The organism is Pseudomonas sp. P4_C3 (assembly GCF_056402075.1).
Genome location: NZ_JBFUIC010000102.1, coordinates 1 through 16,426, shown reverse-complemented (window position 1 = coordinate 16,426; position 16,426 = coordinate 1). Strand labels below are relative to the sequence as shown.

13 protein-coding genes, 1 tRNA gene and 1 pseudogene are annotated in these 16,426 nt (G+C 60.3%); 3 read left to right on the top strand and 12 right to left on the bottom strand.

Annotated features, from left to right (window positions below; genetic code table 11):
* The 8 genes from AC1DVH_RS17115 to tssB all read right to left on the bottom strand — a co-directional run.
* Positions 1-235 (bottom strand): hypothetical protein (locus tag AC1DVH_RS17115; protein ID WP_477754806.1); only part of this gene is annotated, 235 nt, incomplete at its 3' end.
* Positions 236-237: 2 nt separating this feature from the next.
* The gene (gene tssH, locus AC1DVH_RS17110; RefSeq protein WP_477754805.1) at positions 238-2,892 is read right to left on the bottom strand and encodes a type VI secretion system ATPase TssH; all 2,655 of its coding nucleotides are present in this window, start codon (positions 2,890-2,892) and stop codon (positions 238-240) included.
* Positions 2,893-3,037: 145 nt separating this feature from the next.
* Positions 3,038-3,529: an Hcp family type VI secretion system effector gene (locus AC1DVH_RS17105; protein WP_477754804.1), complete on the bottom strand. Its 492-nt coding sequence runs from the start codon at positions 3,527-3,529 to the stop codon at positions 3,038-3,040.
* A 51-nt stretch (positions 3,530-3,580) separates the two neighbouring features.
* Complete coding sequence (locus AC1DVH_RS17100; RefSeq protein ID WP_477754803.1) at positions 3,581-5,284, bottom strand: OmpA family protein; 1,704 nt, start codon at positions 5,282-5,284, stop codon at positions 3,581-3,583.
* A gap of 7 nt (positions 5,285-5,291) precedes the next feature.
* Positions 5,292-5,972, bottom strand: a complete 681-nt coding sequence (gene tssL, locus AC1DVH_RS17095; protein ID WP_477754802.1) for a type VI secretion system protein TssL, short form — start codon at positions 5,970-5,972, stop codon at positions 5,292-5,294.
* A complete protein-coding gene (gene tssK, locus AC1DVH_RS17090) occupies positions 5,969-7,324 on the bottom strand; it encodes a type VI secretion system baseplate subunit TssK (RefSeq protein WP_477754801.1) in 1,356 nt (451 codons plus the stop codon). The genes tssL and tssK overlap by 4 nt, the downstream gene beginning before the upstream one ends.
* 40 nt (positions 7,325-7,364) lie before the next feature.
* Complete coding sequence (gene tssC, locus AC1DVH_RS17085; RefSeq protein ID WP_477754800.1) at positions 7,365-8,903, bottom strand: type VI secretion system contractile sheath large subunit; 1,539 nt, start codon at positions 8,901-8,903, stop codon at positions 7,365-7,367.
* A gap of 34 nt (positions 8,904-8,937) precedes the next feature.
* Positions 8,938-9,441 (bottom strand): type VI secretion system contractile sheath small subunit, encoded by a 504-nt coding sequence (tssB, locus tag AC1DVH_RS17080; RefSeq protein ID WP_477754799.1) that lies wholly within the window; start codon positions 9,439-9,441, stop codon positions 8,938-8,940.
* Between the two features lie 516 nt (positions 9,442-9,957).
* Here tssB and AC1DVH_RS17075 point away from each other — a divergent pair.
* From AC1DVH_RS17075 to AC1DVH_RS17065, 3 genes are all read left to right on the top strand, one after another.
* Positions 9,958-10,611 carry a hydrolase gene (locus tag AC1DVH_RS17075; RefSeq protein ID WP_477754798.1) on the top strand — a complete coding sequence of 218 codons (654 nt, stop codon included), beginning with the start codon at positions 9,958-9,960 and terminating at the stop codon, positions 10,609-10,611.
* A gap of 176 nt (positions 10,612-10,787) precedes the next feature.
* Positions 10,788-12,107 (top strand): OprD family porin, encoded by a 1,320-nt coding sequence (locus AC1DVH_RS17070; RefSeq protein WP_477754797.1) that lies wholly within the window; start codon positions 10,788-10,790, stop codon positions 12,105-12,107.
* Between the two features lie 324 nt (positions 12,108-12,431).
* Positions 12,432-12,677: a type II toxin-antitoxin system ParD family antitoxin gene (locus tag AC1DVH_RS17065; protein WP_477754796.1), complete on the top strand. Its 246-nt coding sequence runs from the start codon at positions 12,432-12,434 to the stop codon at positions 12,675-12,677.
* 57 nt (positions 12,678-12,734) lie between these two features.
* Here AC1DVH_RS17065 and AC1DVH_RS17060 read toward each other — a convergent pair.
* The 4 genes and pseudogenes from AC1DVH_RS17060 to AC1DVH_RS17045 all read right to left on the bottom strand — a co-directional run.
* Positions 12,735-12,830: transfer RNA gene (locus AC1DVH_RS17060), tRNA-Sec, on the bottom strand.
* 19 nt (positions 12,831-12,849) lie between these two features.
* Positions 12,850-14,757, bottom strand: coding sequence for a selenocysteine-specific translation elongation factor (gene selB, locus AC1DVH_RS17055; RefSeq protein ID WP_477754807.1), 1,908 nt, complete (start codon positions 14,755-14,757; stop codon positions 12,850-12,852).
* The gene (selA, locus tag AC1DVH_RS17050; protein ID WP_477754795.1) at positions 14,754-16,184 is read right to left on the bottom strand and encodes an L-seryl-tRNA(Sec) selenium transferase; all 1,431 of its coding nucleotides are present in this window, start codon (positions 16,182-16,184) and stop codon (positions 14,754-14,756) included. The genes selB and selA overlap by 4 nt, the downstream gene beginning before the upstream one ends.
* Before the next feature lie 51 nt (positions 16,185-16,235).
* Positions 16,236-16,426 (bottom strand): annotated as a pseudogene (locus AC1DVH_RS17045) (formate dehydrogenase accessory protein FdhE); the annotation flags it as partial.

Below are 16,426 nucleotides of genomic sequence, written 5' to 3'. Positions count from 1 at the left end.
AGATCAGGGACGAGACCTTTTCCGGCAGCGCATGCAGGCTGAAGCTGGCGGGTTGGCCGAGCAGGCGTTCGGCGTCGATGTCGAGCTCGCTGGAGGTGAACTCGATGTAGTAGCTGAAGGGTTGGCTGAGGTGCTCTTCGCCGTGGAAGGCCAGGACGTTGAGGGGGGCGTCCAGCTCGCGGACCCAGAGTGTGTGGCGGCTGTGGTCGAAGAAAGTGCGCAGTTCGTTGAGCATGTTCAGACCTCCATGGCGGTGTTCGCCGCGCTATCCAGCGTGTTGGTGAATTGCAGGGTGATCCCCTCTTCGTCGCTGTAACCCAAAGTCACGCCATGGGTGCTCTGCCCAGCGGCCTGACGCTGCAACAACTGTTGGCTGAGCACCGGCAGAATCTGCTGGTCAAGCAGGCTGTCGATGTTGCGGGCGCCGGTATCGGGCAACAGGCAGGCGGCGACCAGGGCGTCGTTGAGCGCGACTTCGATCCGGCAGTGCAGTGCGTAGTGACGCTGCAAGCGTTTGCCGACCTGGGCGAGCTTGATGGCGACGATGCCTTTGAGGGCCTCGGCTTGCAGCGGTCGATAGATCAGCGTCTGGAAGCGGGCCAACAAGGCCGGCTGAAAATGCTCGCGTAAAATGGGCCGTAGCAGTTCGTGCAAGGTGCTGTCCGAGGCTTCGGGTTGCTCCTGCAAGAAACCTTGCAGCTCATCACTCCCCAGGTTGGAGGTCATGAGAATGACGGTGTTGCGAAAGTCGATTTCGCGGCCTTCGCCGTCGCGCATGCAGCCGCGATCGAACACCTGATAAAACAGGTCAAGCACGTCACGATGGGCTTTCTCCACCTCGTCGAGCAGCACGACGCTATAGGGTCGTTGGCGTACGGCCTCGGTGAGCACCCCGCCCTGCCCGTAGCCGACGTAGCCGGGCGGCGAGCCCTTGAGCTGGCTGACGGTATGGGCTTCCTGGTATTCAGAAAGATTGATCGTGATCAGTGACTTTTCGCCACCGAACAGGCTGTCGGCCAGGGCCAGGGCCGTTTCGGTCTTGCCGACTCCGCTGGTGCCCACCAGCAGGAACACGCCCAAAGGCGTCTTTTCGTCAGTCAGGCCGGTCTTGGCCGCGCGCAGGCGTTGGGCCATGGCACTGAGGGCATGGGGTTGGCCAATCACCCGTTCGCTGAGTTGCTGTTCCAGTTCCAGCAGGTTGGCTTGTTCATCCTTGAGCAGGCTGCCCAGCGGCACGCCGGTCCAGTCAGCGATCACTTCAGCCACGCTGCGCGGGTTTACGTCGAGCAAAAGCAGCGGCTGATTGCCCTGAATCTCACTCAGTTGTCGCTGCAACCGGGCGCAGTGTTCCATCCGTGGTGGTTCGGCCTGGCGTGCGTCGAGCAGCTGTCGGGTCAGTTCGAGCTCGTTCTGGTATTGCCGCACCAGGTCGATTTGTTCCCGCTGCAATTGCGCGTATTGCTGCGCGATCAGGGCGATCCGTTGATCGGTGACGTCGCCGCTCAGTTGCTGATCCTCTTGCCGTGCCTGGCGCTCCAGGTCCAGGGCAGCCATTCGGGCTTTGAGGCGCACCAGCACCTGCGGTTCGCAGTCAAGGCTCATGCGTACCCGTGCGCTGGCGGTGTCGAGCAGGTCGACAGCCTTGTCCGGCAACTGGCGACCCGTCAGATAACGCCGCGACAGGCTGACCGCCGCCTCTACCGCCGCGTCTTCGATGTGCACGCCGTGGTAGCTGGCGTAGCGGGCTTTGAGGCCGCGCAACATGAGGCAGGCACTGGCATCGTCCGGTTCGTCGACCTTGACCCTCTGGAACCGTCGCTCAAGAGCGGCATCGCGCTCAAAGTACTGTTTGTACTCACTCCAGGTGGTGGCCGCGATGGTGCGCAATTCTCCGCGAGCCAGGGCCGGCTTGAGCAGATTTGCCGCATCGGCACCACCGGCCTGGTTGCCGGCACCGATCAGGGTATGGGCTTCGTCGATGAACAGCAGGACCGGAGTTTCTGATTGCTGCACGGCCTCGATGACGTTTTTCAGGCGTTGTTCGAACTCGCCCTTGACCCCGGCTCCGGCTTGCAACAGGCCCAGATCGAGGGTGCGCACGCTGACCGGCTTGAGGCTGTCGGGCACATTGCCCTCGGCGATGCGCAAGGCCAGGCCCTCGACCAGCGCAGTCTTGCCGACCCCCGGTTCCCCCACCAGCAGTGGGTTGTTCTTGCGCCGGCGGCTGAGGATGTCGATGACCTGACGGATTTCATCGTCACGCCCGAACACCGGGTCGATGCCGCCCTCCCGGGCCTTGGCGGTCAGGTCCTGGGTGAACTTGTCCAGCACCGCCTTCAATGCATCGCACCGTTGAGCACTCGATGAGTTGTCGAGGATCACCGCCTTGCGATCCAGCGCCTGCTCCTGTTGCAGGTGCGGTCGTTCTTCGGAGTGCTGGTCCAGCAGCGGGAGCAAATGCTGCAATTGCACCGGAGCGAGACTGAGCATCGGCCAGGCCGCTTCACAGGCCAACAGTGTCGGGGTCTCCAGCAGCGCACCGAGCAGGTGGGCCGAGCGCAGGCTGTCATTGTCGTCGTCCAGCGATGCACGCAGCCAGGCGTTCTTGATCAATTGCTGTAACTTGCCGCACAGCTGCGGTTTGCCCTGCACGCTGCGCGGCAAGCTGTCGAGATGCTCGAGCAGCCCGTGCCAGAGGGCGTCGATGTCCCATTCGTAACGGCGCGCAATGAGCGTCAGGTCTCCCTCGCCCTGCTCCAGCAGTTTGAGTAGCCAGTGCTCGATGCTGATCTGCCCGTGGGCGCGGCTTTGGCACAGCGATGCCGCCGCGCTCAAGGCCTGGGCGCAGTAAGGATTGAGGCGGCGAAGCAAACGGGTGGAGTGATGGGCCATGCGGGGCGTCCTTGTGCTGAATTCCTGGCGTATTGCCGGTGGTGGGCTTGAAGCTCGATGTGCCGGCTTGAGCGTCTGCTGACGGGCGCTCAAGCCGATACGCTCAAGACCAGCAGGCAGCGTTCTGCCTGCTGGTGCTTTCGCGTCAGGCGCTCTGGCGTTCGTTCCAGGAATCGCTGTGGATGATGTTGCCGGCGACGAAGGTCCAGGTGATTTTGTCGTAACGCAGCTCAATCAATTCCAGGTGGTTGTGCTTCTCCTTCGAAGGGTCTTTGACGTCGTGCATTTTTGGCGCGACTTTCACTACCTTGACGTTTTCGAGTTGAGTCACGAAGTACTCGACTTCTTGGCCTGCGTCGTCAATGCGATACCACTTGAACTCGGCGCTCTTGAGGGTCTGGCCAGTGGTCACCGCCTTGTACAGATACGGGCTGGAGGCATCGATTTCCTTGGTGAACAGAAACGGGGCATGGACCCGGGCACCGGTCAACTTGCCGGTGTTGTTGTCGGTGGGGATGTACAGGCTGTGATCCTGGGTCAGCACCTCAATGCTGCCCTCGCGTTTTTGCACGTTCACCGAACCTTTGATGCTCGCGCCGCCGTCATCTTGCAGCCAGAGATAAATGGGAATTGCCATGTGAAGCTCCTTTTCCAATAACATGAATGCCGCGTGACGCGACTGGGGTTGTCAGCCCGGTATCGTTGGGGAATGCGAGCAAGCCCCCGCTTCCGGTACCAGGCGGATATCGACTCGACGGTTGGCAGTGCGCCCCACCTCGGTGTCATTGCTGGCGATCGGCTGCCTGGCGCCGAAGCCCTGGACAGCAAAACAACTGTCGGGGAGGTCGCCCATGCGTTGCATCCAGTCCCGCACCGCCGCCGCGCGAGTCCGGGACAGCAGAAGGTTTTGCGCGTCATTGCCCGACGCATCGGTATGCCCGGCGATGACGATCAGCCATCCCGGCTGGGCCTTGATGTCCACCAGGGCATTGATCAGCACTTTGGTTGACTCTGGCTTGAGCGCGGCGCTGCCGCTGTTGAAAAGAGACAAGCTGTCCAGACGTACCGCTTTGGCGACTTTTACCGCGAGGGGCGCTGACGGCGGGGGGCGGTGACTGGCAATCGCCGTCAGCACCGGCGCACGCAATCGTTCGCCGCGATACAGGCCCAGACCCAACTTCAGCGGAGCACCATGACGGTAATAGTTGTCCAGACGCTCGGCGTGCTGGCGAAGCGTCGTCAATGCCACTTCGCGCTGGACAATCCCGGTCTGGTCGAAAGGGGTCGATTGCGCCATGGAGGTGTAGCGACGCAGGTCATCGGTGACCTGACGCGCCAGCAACGTGTTCTGCCAGGCCGAACTGGCCAAGGCAATCACAGTCGCGGCCACAAACAGCCACAGCGCAATCACCCCCGCCCGGCGTATCGGCGTTCGCTGGATACGGATGGGCAGCAATTGCAGCAACGGGTCAGGGAATGGCAGTGGCGCCGCGGCTGYGATCTGTACCTGCCGGTCGACTGACAGCGACAGCTTGTCGCGCAGCCATTGTTGCCAGAGGTTCCCCGTCACGGTCTGCGGCAACACCGGCACCAGCGTGATGGCAATGGCCACCGCGGGGCTGATCGAATGGCGGCGGTCACGCGCGGCCAGGTCCGGCAGTACCGCCTCTTCCAGCCATGCCGCAACGCTGCTCACTTGAACGCTGGCATGCATGCGCGCCATACGCGTTACATCGTCAACCGCCAGTTGCTGCCAATCGACCAGACTGGCATGCATCCCGGCCTCACGGACCTCGGGGCTGGTCTGGCCCGCCTCCCAACTGAACCAGGCCCCCTCGCCCTGCGAAGCTTGCAGGTAACTGACCAGCAACATCGGCAATGGAATCCCGCGTTTGCGAACCAAGGCAATCTGATGACAAAAAGCCCGCACCTGTCCTGCCAGCACGGCGCGGTCGCCATGCTCGCCCGGGTTGGAAACGAACATGACAGCAAGCTGCCCGCTCCATGCTGGTCGACGGGCCAATACGCCATCTATCAGCTCCGGCAGTTGCATCAGATCTGGCACCCGCAGGTAGCAACCTTGCCCGGTCTTGCGCAACGCCAGCGAATCATCGGCAACTGGGCCGAACAGACCGTCCAGGCCATCACCACAGACCAACACCACCGGCTGACAATAATCCGCCGGTGGCAGCGTCAGGTTAGCGGTCAGCACCAGTGACCCGGCTTGACGCTTGGCCCGCCGCCCGATCCTGATCCAGACCGCGATGGCAACGCACACCACGAGCAAAACCGCCGTTGCACGTGTCCAGGCCGTCAGCGGGATGATGGCTAGCAATGCCAGGACAAGCGTGCCGGCCCAAAGCCAGAGGAGTCGATTGAGTTTGTACGTCATCGGTTACTCACGCCTGGCCTGGCTGGAGGTTGGCGATGACGCCACCCAACAGGTGATCGAGTCCCAGCCAGATCCCCATGAGCAACAACCCCGCCAACACTACATTGGCCAGCGGGGAGCGCTGCCAACGCCAGCTGCCGGATCGGTAGCCGATGCYCGCTTGTGTCGCTAACCCATGGTTGAGCTGCAGTGGCGCAACCTGCGCATTCAACGCTGCCAGCAGTTGCAGACGATCAGGATCATTCAACTCGCGATAGCGACCGCGAAAACCCAGCATCAATACCCGCTGGAATGCCGTCAGCACCTGCCGATCCGGTGCGGGCTCGCGCAGCACTTCGCGCATGTCTTCATACAGAAACTCACCGGCCTGGTGACGGCTGAAGAATTTCGCCTGCAAGGGTTCGCTGACCCAGGAAGCATGATCTTCGCCCTTGGTATGGCCGAGCACGGTTTCATCGAGCAACGCGCATTGGGCGTAGCTGATGTAGTCGATGCTGCGCCGACTCAAACCGGCCTGTTCAAGAGCCTGGCGAACGTATTCGATCTGGTCGGCACAACGTGACCACAGCCCCGGGCTGTCTTGCGCTGATCGAGCCTGGCGCAGTTCAACCACCAGCAGGTAGCTGTCCTGCAACAGGACGTCGATATTCAGCGGTGAGCGGGTTTGCTTTTCGGTTTTTCCGTTCATGTGCGCAACACCGCAAACAGTTCAAGCTTGACCTCGACCAGTGTGCTCGGCACATACAGTGCGCAGACCCCCGCGGCCAGCATCGCCAGCCCCTTGGCATGATTGAGATCAAGGGCGAAGTATTGATTTTCCAGTCGCAGTGGAATCGCGGCGGGCACATGGCTGAGCGACTGCATGGGCACACCGTCCAGCGCAGCATTGATCAACTGATCCACCTCATCCGGCGTACCGATCTTGCACAGTCGAGGAAACTGGCTCTGCAACTGCGCGGCCGACAGGCGACAACGCACGGACAGATAGAAGTCCGCGCCGCCAGGCTCACACAAGCGGGCATCGTTGAGACTGACTTGCCAGCGGTTGGCGCCCGTTTCCTGCAACTCCAGGGCGATGACCCGGGACGGAAGGCTGGCTTCCAGCAAGGTGGAAATCGTGCTCATCAACGGCGGGAAGACGGTTTCCAGGTGTTCGTGCCGATAGGCAGGAATCTGCTCGATGTCATGTTCCAGCGAAAAGGTCAGCAGGCTTCCGGCCAGTCTGGCCAGTTCCAGATAGACCTGTTCGGGATGGCGCCCCGGATGCGCTTTGAGGTCAGCCAACACGGGTTGATAGCTGTTCAAGGCATTGAGCAGCCAGAACAACGACACATCGGCCACCGCAAAGTCCGCCATGCGCTGATTACTCTCGCGCCGCATGCCCATAAGCCGTTGACGCTTGGCAGCCAACTGGGTCAACAGGTTGTCCAGTTGGGTGAGCAAACCCGGGTGAGCAGCAAAGCTGAGCAACGGCGGTACGTAGCCCGGGTCGAGTATCCAGCCCCCCTGCCCGTCGCGTGTCAGGCGGGCAATCGGGCAAGTCAGGTAATCGGCGTTGTCATCGTTTTCCAGGCGCAAGCTCAAGGCGTGCTCCAGCACCCCGATTGATTGCACCTCATCGGCGAACACGTCTTGAACCTTGCGCCAGGCCTGGCGATAGCGCATCGGTCGATCGGCCCTGCCCCCGTCGAACAGGCAGTTGTTACCATTGCCCTGTTCCAGCGGCAACGCCAGCAATAGCGTGACGTTCTGACTGTCATCAGGCAGCTGCCGAGCCAACTCCAGTGCAGGAGGCAGGCGATCGACATGATCGGTATCGACCAGGGTGCCGTCGGCCATGCGCAAGTGCAGCCTGGTCAGTTTGAGTTTGCCCAGGCGCAGTGCCTGCAGATCAACTTCCACTGCTTGTACACCCCAGGGGTGTACCAACGACAGGTGCGCAAGGCACTCATTGGTCCAGGCTTCCCAGCGCGCCTGCTGCTGGAATTGCTGCGGAGACAGCAACGCCCCCGCGGCCCACAAGGGGCGGTCGATCTTCATGACATTCGTTCCCTACGAAATGACTTGGGCTTGAACAGACTCAGGCTTTGGCCTTGGGCATCTGCGAAACCAGTGACAGGTTGACGTCCATGCCTTCCACCTGAAAGTGCGGCACGGCGTACAACTTGACGCGGAAAAAGCCGGGGTTGTCGTCGATGTCTTCCACCGTCACCTTCGCCTCACGCAGCGGGTGCGAAGCCTGCAAATCGTCGCCGGGGTCGGTCATTTCGGTGACCAGCCCACCGATCCACTTGTTGAGCTCAAGCTCCAGCAAGCGACGATCCTTGGTGGTTCCGATGTTCTCGCGCTGGATCATCTTCAAGTAGTGAGCGATGCGCGACAGGAGGAATATGTACGGCAAACGCGAGTTGATACGGCTGTTTGCGGTGGCGTCGGCGGTGTCGTACAGGGCGGGTTTCTGGCTGGAGTTGGCTGAGAAGAAACACGCGTAGTCGCGATTCTTGTAGTACGACAAAGGAATGAAACCGAGGTTGGCGAATTCAAATTCACGCGTCTCGGGAATCATCACCTCAGAGGGAATTTTCACCTGATTGCCGGTGCCCAGGTCGTACAGATGAATCGGCAGGCCGGTGACCGCGCCACCCGACTGTGGGCCACGGATCTGCACGCACCAGCCGTTGCTGATGAAGCTCTTGACCATGTTCGCGGCAAAAGCGAACGAGGCGTTGGTCCACAGGTACTTGTCGTGGTCCGGCCCCTTGACGCTTTCGATGTAGTTGAAGCTGCGCACCGCAATGGTGTCAGGACCGTAAGGCAGACGACCGAGCACCCGCGGCATGGTCAGGCCGATGTAACGGGCATCGTCACTGTCGCGAAAGGCTTTCCACTTGATGTATTCGGCGCGGTCAAAGTAGTTGCCGATGTCCTTGATCGCAGCCACTTCTTCCATCGATTCCTTGCCGAAAAAAGCCGGTCCGACAGAACCAATGAACGGCATGTGTGCTGCCGCCGCCACCTTGGAAACATTACGCAGCAAGGCAACATCCTGAGGGCTGCGGTCGAATTCATAATTGGAAATGGCTGCAGCGATCGGTTCGCCACCCGGCGTGTCGTATTCCTGGATGTAGGTATGGAAATACAACCCGCTCTGGGCGATTTCCGGTGCGTCGTCGAAGTCCTGGATCAAATGATCCTTGCTGATATCCAGCAACTCGATGCGAACGTTGCGGCGGAAATCGGTTTGGTCGATCAGCGATTTCACGCCACGCCAGGTCGACTCGAYGCGCTGGAAGTCTGGATGGTGCATGACGGCATCGAGCTGGCGACTGATCTGCTCGTCCAACGATGCAATGTGCTCATCGAGCAGTGCCTTGTCCAGACGCTCGACTTTATGTGAAGACTGCTTGAGCAAGTTCAGGAAAACGCTGACGGCGGCGGTCACGCGCTCATCGGTAGAGGCCTCGGACAATGCTTCATTGTCCTGAAAGGCGTCGAAACCGGCCAACTCTTCTACTGGACTCAGATTGATCTTGCTGAACAAAGCGCTATATATACCCTGGCTTTCTTCAGACAACACTGTATCGCCACGCGATTGCGCGGAAGAATGTTCAACGGACATTTAGAGTTTTCCTTTGAAGCGAACCGAAGGGATATTAACGAACTTCTTTTGGAGCCAGGGCAGCCAGTTCGGCACGCAGTTCGTCACTCAGGGCATCATCTTTGAGAATACGTTCCAACTCGTGCCGAAAGGTCGCGTTGTCCAGCAGGTTCGACTTGAGATCGCGCAGCAGGTTGCGCATGGCCAACAGTGCACGCAGCTGTGGAATCTGCCGCGCCACCTGTTCCGGCTCAAAGTCTTTCATGGCCCGAAAACTCAATTCCACAGAGGTGTCGCAGTGGTCATTGACCAGCGTATTTTCCACTGCCAGCTTCAGGCCTGGGGAATACTCGGACAAAACGCTGTCGAAATTATTCTTGTCAATGTTCATTTTGTTTCTTGCGGACAGCGGGCGCTGCTCCTTACCGTTGCTGTAGTCGCCCATCACCATCAACTTCAGTGGCAACTCGACTTTTTTCTGTGCTCCGCCCGTGTGCAAATCGAGCTTGATATTAACTCGAGCCTTGGGCACTTCGTTTTGAAAACTACTTGCAGTCATCATTCCTCCTGACACCCGCGTAACAGTAAGAACCATCACGAAGATAAATAAGACTGGAATTCAGAACGGCGACCAACTCTATACGAAGAGTTGCCATCCACAGCCCTTAAATTCCTTTTAATACATAGAAGCCGTAACCCGGAGAGACAATTATTGTCTCCCCGTCGATAAACGATGAAGCATCTGAAGTTAATTCTCCATCCCCCTGTGGCACTTTCGGAAGTTTCCCACAGGGTCAATCAACAAAAGAGAAGTTAATTTGTAGGACGAGAACAAGGTAATCAAACCTGGTTACGCCAAAATACAATTTTTGCTACGAGTAATGGATCTCACTCAAGTTGATCGACACCAGCAACGACTCCTTGTTGGCCTACCCATCGGTCTTGCGTCGGCGTCGGCTTCGACGTAGTCATAAACCAGTTGGGCAGCGGGCATCAAAGACAGCACACCGATTCAATATTCCCGGTTCGATCTACGTAACCATGACGTCCTCACTCACCCCGTAAGGACCCTGTCATGGCCATTGCAAAAGCAGCCCCCGGCAAAACCCTGCTGACCCCGACCGACCACACCCTGATCATGATCGACCACCAGTCGCAGATGTCCTTCGCGACCAAGTCGATCGACGCCGTGACCCTGCGCAACAACGCCGCACTGGTGGCCAAGGCAGCCCGTGGCTTCAAGGTCTCGACCATCCTCACCACCGTCGCCGAGAAGAGTTTTTCCGGGCCGATCTTCGACGAAATCAAGGCTGTGTTCCCGGAACACAACGTCATCGATCGCACCAGCATGAACACCTGGGAAGACGAGCGCATTGCCGTGCAAGTCAATGCCATCGGCAAGCAGAAGATTGTCCTCGCCGGCTTATGGACGTCCGTTTGCATCGTCGGCCCGGCGTTGTCGGCGATTGACCAGGGTTTCGAGGTGTATGTGATTGCCGACGCCTGTGGCGACGTCAGCACCGAAGCCCATGAAATGGCCATGCAGCGCATGATCCAGATCGGCGCCCGGCCGATGACTTCGCTGCAATACCTGCTGGAACTGCAACGTGACTGGGCGCGCGGCGAGACCTACGACGAAACGGTGAAAACCTCGATTGCCAACGGCGGTGCCTACGGTCTGGGCCTGATCTACGCCAAAACCATGTTTGGTGCATCCGAAGGCCATTAAGGTCCATTGAAAAACCAGCGCCTGCGGGCGGACTCCTGTAGGAGCGAGCTTGCTCGCGATGGTCTCAATAGCGCCGCGTTCAGTCGGTAAACACGCGTTATCGTTAACGACCATCGCGAGCAAGCTCGCTCCTACAGTGAATCATCGCAGTCGCTACCCCCTGTGGTGAGCCATTGATGACTCTCTTCCCGCAAGACTTCAGGGTGACGATTGCCCTGTGCTTCTGCCTGTTCGCTACCCACACACTGGCGGATGAATCGGCGCAAGGCGCAGAAGGATTTTTCGACGCAGCGACGCTTGGCGTGCTCAGCCGAAACTTCTATCTGAACAGCGACTATCGATCCCCCTCGCCGACCGGCAAGAGCTACAAAGCCGAATGGGCTCAAGGTTTTATCGGCGCTTTTGCATCCGGCTTCACGCCGGGAACCGTCGGCTTCGGCCTCGATGCCCATGCCTTTCTGGGATTGAAGCTCGATGGCGGCAAGGGCCATTCCGGGACCGGATTGCTGCCGGTGGGCAGTGACGGCCGCAGCGAAAACGACTACTCCAGCGGTGGCGGCGCGATCAAGCTCAAGGCTTCGAAAACCACCCTGGCGTTTGGTGAAATGGAGGTCGAAAGCCCGGTATTCGACACCGCGGACAAGCGCCTGCAGCCGGAGTACGCCACAGGTTTTCTGCTCAACAGCCGCGAAATCGACGGCATGAACCTGCAAGCCGGGCACTTCACGGCGTTCAAGAATCAGGACAGTGCTTCAGGCAAGGGCAACTTTTTCGGTTATGGCGCCAACACCGAGGCCGGCGGCATTTCGTTTGTCGGCGCCGACCTGTTTACCCAGAACCCGGTCGGCGGCRCCCTGTACGCCTCGGAGTTGACCGACACCTGGCACCAGTACTACGGCAACCTGCACTTCAAGCAGTCCGGGGTGTTCCTCGACGCCAACCTGTATCACACCCGGGACACCGGTCAGGCGCTGGCCGGTGCCATCGACAATACGGCGTACAGCCTGTCCGGCCGATACACGCTGGGCGCCCATGGGTTCACCCTGGCTTATCAAAAGGTCGACGGTGATACACCGTTCGATTTCGTCGGTGGCGACTCCATCTACCTGGCCAACTCAATCAAGTACGCCGACTTCAACGGCGCCCGCGAACGCTCCTGGCAGGTTCGTTACGACCTGGACCTGACTGCACTCGGGATACCCGGCCTGAAGTTCATGACCCGCTACGTCACCGGCGACCATATCGACGGCACCCATGCGCCACAAGGCGGGGCCTACAACCCGTTCGACCCGGCAACCGGCACCTTCGCGCCGCAACAAGGTGATGGGGGCAAACACTGGGAGCGAGACATTGATTTGAAGTACATCGTCCAAACGGGTGCGGCGAAGGACCTGTCAGTGCAGGTGTCGCACGTTTCACACCGGGCCAATGAGGCGCAGGCGGGTGATGACATAGACCGGATATATGTAGTGATTCAGTACCCGCTGGGGTTCTGAGGAAAGCATTCGGCAATGTTTGGAATGCATTCAATTGTTGGAGCGGGCTTGCCGTCATGCCAGTCAGTCAAGACCCAAAACCTGTAGGAGCGGGCTTGCCCGCGAAGGGACCGTTAGCTTTAACATCAATGTTGACTGATACTCCGCTTTCGCAAGCAAGCTCGCTCCTACACAGATTTCGCTTAACTGACTGGCATTAGGGCTTGCCGCAAAGCTGCAAATTCTGTTCGGACTGGATGGATCGCAATAGAGCTCGCCTGCTCGATACCGCACCAATAGTATGATTGGTAGCACGCAGTCGACCATCTCCGTGGAGGCCCGATCATGGGAACCGTACGAAAAACCATCACTGTGACTGACCAGCAAGACAACTGGATCAAAGCGCAGATAGAAGCAGGCCATTACACCAACGACAGCGAATATATTCGCGATCTGATCCGACGTGAACAGGAGCGCAGCGCTGAACTCGAAACGATCCGTGCCGCCCTTTGGGAAGGTGAATCCAGCGGAAAACCTCGCCCATTCGATCCCGTTGCATTCAAACAGAGAATGTTAACCGCGCATGGCTGACGCGAGCAGGCTCGCTCCCACAAGGGATTGGGTTGAGTCAGAAAGTTTGGGGTTGATTGGCGGAAGGCAGCCGGAGTCGAACCTGCCCGGGAACGGATGCCGTCCCCAACCGGGTTTGAAGCCCGGCCGCGCCACCGGGCGCGATTGCCTTCCTTGAAGTCATGCCTTTGAATCAGTGCTCTGTGTGCTGGGCCAACGCACTGTCCAGGCGAATCTGCCGGCGATCACCCAAGCGTCGCGTCAGACCGATACGGTCGAAGTACTCCAGTATCTGAATGCTGCGCTTGCGCCCCAGGCCCACGGCATCACGAAACGCCGCCACCTGAATCACCGGGTTGGCGTCTGCCAGTTGCAACAGCATAGCCGCCAATCGGTGGATCATGCTGTCGGTGTAAAACAGATCGCGCACCACCTGGTGCATCAAGCCCAGGCGCGCCATTTTGCGCAGCAAATCGCGCACGTCCGCTTCCTCATGCCCCAGGTCGCGCACCCACGGCGGGTCGAAGCCGGCCTGTTCGAAAAACGGCTGCAAGTGCAGCCACAGGGTTTCGTCCGTTTCACTCAAGCGCACCTGATGCCCGGGCAGATGCAACCACGGACCGCTGCTGGCGATGTCGCCGCTGGCCAGCAACTCGTCGAGCAGGCTGATAAACGTCGAGCGCTCCAGCGCGCTGCCGGTGAATCGACGCAGGCGATCCCGGTCCGGCCCCATCTGATCCGRTTCGAGCAGATGGAAACGCGCGAGCTGATCCACCAAAGGCGCTTTCAAGGATTCCCAACGACTGGCACTAAACAGCAACGCGCCTTGACGGGTGTCGATCAAGCGCACGTCAGCGGGCAACACCCAACTGCTGCGCGGTCGGTTGAACTGCCGTTCCAGGCGCTGCGGATCGATCCCGCTGTCGCTATGGGCCAGCAATGCCGGCAATACATCTTCCAGCGTTGCGCTGTTCGCCAGCGCGACCAGCTGCGCCAATCGTTCGGGGCTGCGGCGTTGCCGGGTGGGTGCAAACGGATCGAGCACCCGGCCGCCACCCAGCGTACGTTGGGCACTTTGATCGCGCAGGACCAGCGGATCGCCTCTCACCGCATGCACCGGCGTATTGAGCAACAGTTGCGCAAACATCCGCCCACCGGGCGCCAGGCCGGTGCCTTCGAGCAAGGCGACTCGACCGATGACGTCCTGGGTGCCGAGGTGCACGTGCACCGGTTGAAAGTGCTCGAAGGCGCGGGATTCGCCGGGGAGTAACTGCATCTCGATGTCCAGGCGCTGTGTCGGTGCGTACAAGCCGGCGGACAGCAGCCAGTGGCCGCGATGGATGTGCTCCAGGGCCAGCCGTTCGGCACTCAGGTTCAACGCCACGCGCTGGCCGGCAATGGCGTGGTCGGCGGTCTGGTTTTGCGCGTGCAGGCCACGAATGCGCACCGGTTTGCCTTGTGGCCCCAACAGCAGGGTATCGCCCACCGCGACCTGGCCGGACAGCGCCGTGCCGGTCACCACGATACCGGCCCCGGCCACGCTGAAGGCGCGATCGATCGCCAGGCGAAAACCACCTTCGGTGCTGCGTTGCTGAACTTCACGCTGGGATTGCAGCAATTGTTGGCGCAAGGTTTCGATACCCTCGCCGGTCACGCTCGACAGCGCAATCAGCGGTGCATCGGCATAGGGTCCGGGCGCCAGCAAGGTACGGATCTGCTCGCGCACGTCCTGTACTCGGGCGCTGTCGACCCGGTCGCACTTACTGATCGCAACCAATGCCCGGGGGATACCCAGCAACTGGACAATCGCCAGGTGCTCGCGGGTCTGCGGCATCACCCCGTCATCGGCGGCCACTACCAACAACACCAGATCGATGCCCTGCGCCCCGGCGAGCATGTTGTGGGTGAAGCGCTCATGCCCGGGAACATCGATGAAACCGGTCAGGCCCGCTCCCGGCTCCAGCGCGGCATACAGGTAGCCGAGGTCGATGGTCATACCGCGCTCGCGCTCTTCCCGGCGCCGGTCACCCGCCTGACCGGTCAGCGCCTGGAGCAGCGCGGTTTTGCCATGGTCGATGTGCCCTGCGGTGCCGACAATCACCCTGTCCGGCCCTCCACTTGTAATTGATCGAGCTGCGTCAGCCATGCCGGCTCGTCGTCCAGTTGCCGCAGGTCCAGCCACAGGGCGTCATCGTCAATGCGCCCGAGAACCGCAATCGGTAAACCGCGCAAAGCCTCCTCAAGATTCAGCAAAGATCGCCCGCGCAAACGCTTGGAGGTGAGTGGTCGCACACACAGCGCCGCACTGGCCAGCCGTGCCACTGGTTGGCTGCCGCTGCCGATCATGCCCAGTGCCGGCATGGCACTGACGCTCCAGCCCTCACCCAGCACCTGGGCCAGCGCTGGCCGCAATCGCTCGGCCTGGACGAGGATATCGGCCTGTGGCCGGGTCAACAGGCGCAGGCTCGGCAAGCGCTCGGCGAGTCGGTCCGGGTTGCGGTACAAAGCCAACACCGCTTCCAGCGCAGCGAGGGTCATTTTGTCGACCCGCAGCGCACGCTTGAGCGGGTTTTTCTTGATCCTGGCGATCAATTCCTTGCGGCCGACGATAAGCCCGGCTTGCGGCCCGCCAAGCAGTTTGTCGCCACTGAAGGTAACGATGTCCGCGCCATCGAGCAGCGCCTGGCGTACCGTCGGTTCGGCGGGCAAGCCCCAGCGGGTCAGGTCCAGCAGGCTGCCGCTGCCGAGGTCTTCAAGCAACGGCAGTCCATGTTGGTGGGCAATTTGCGCCAGTTCAGCCGTCGCCACACGCGTGGTGAAGCCTTGAATGCTGTAGTTGCTCGCATGCACGCGCATGATCAAACCGCTGCGCGGGCCAATGGCGGCCTCGTAGTCACGGGCATGGGTGCGGTTGGTGGTGCCGACTTCAACCAGCTTCACCCCGGCGCGGGCCATGATGTCGGGAATGCGGAAAGCGCCGCCGATTTCAATCAGTTCGCCACGGGAAATAATTCCCTCCTTGCGCGCGCCCAGGCTGTGGAGGGTCAGCAAGACCGCTGCGGCATTGTTGTTGACCACGGTCACCGCTTCAGCGCCGGTGAGTTCGAGGATCAAGCCTTCGATCAGGTCGTCGCGGTCACCGCGCTTGCCGCTGCGCAGGTCGAATTCCAGGTTGAGCGGATAGCGCGCGGCCATTTGCACTGCTTCAATCGCCTCTTCGGGCAACAACGCCCGCCCGAGGTTGGTGTGCAGCACCGTGCMGGTGAGGTTGAACACCCGGCGCACATGGCTGCGATGCTGGGTTGCCAATCGTTCGCCGACCCTGCCCGCCAACACTTCGGCGCTGACTTCTGCAGGTTCGAGCAAACCCTGCTGCACCCCTTCGCGTAACTCATCCAGCAAAAGCCGCAAGGTATTCAGCAAGGCGTCGCGTCCATAACGCTCGGCCAACGGCAGGCACGCCGGGTGCCGCAACAAACTGTCGATGGAAGGTAGACGCAGGGGTTGGCTGGCACCGCGTGCAGACATCTGACGCTCCTGAAAACGAATGACCCTCGCGCCAGAGTGTAGACGCTGCGCTTATTCGTCTCCCGGAGCCAGCAGCAGATTCGGCGCCAAACGCTGATAACCGTCCTGGGTCAGGCGCATGTCGAGCATCAGGCTGGACAGGTCTGCCGACAGCGCTTCGGCATCCGCATCGTTCTCCAGATAGAGCAACTTCAGATAGCTGTTGCAACCGGGGCAGACTTCGGCGCGCAACGGTGCCTGGT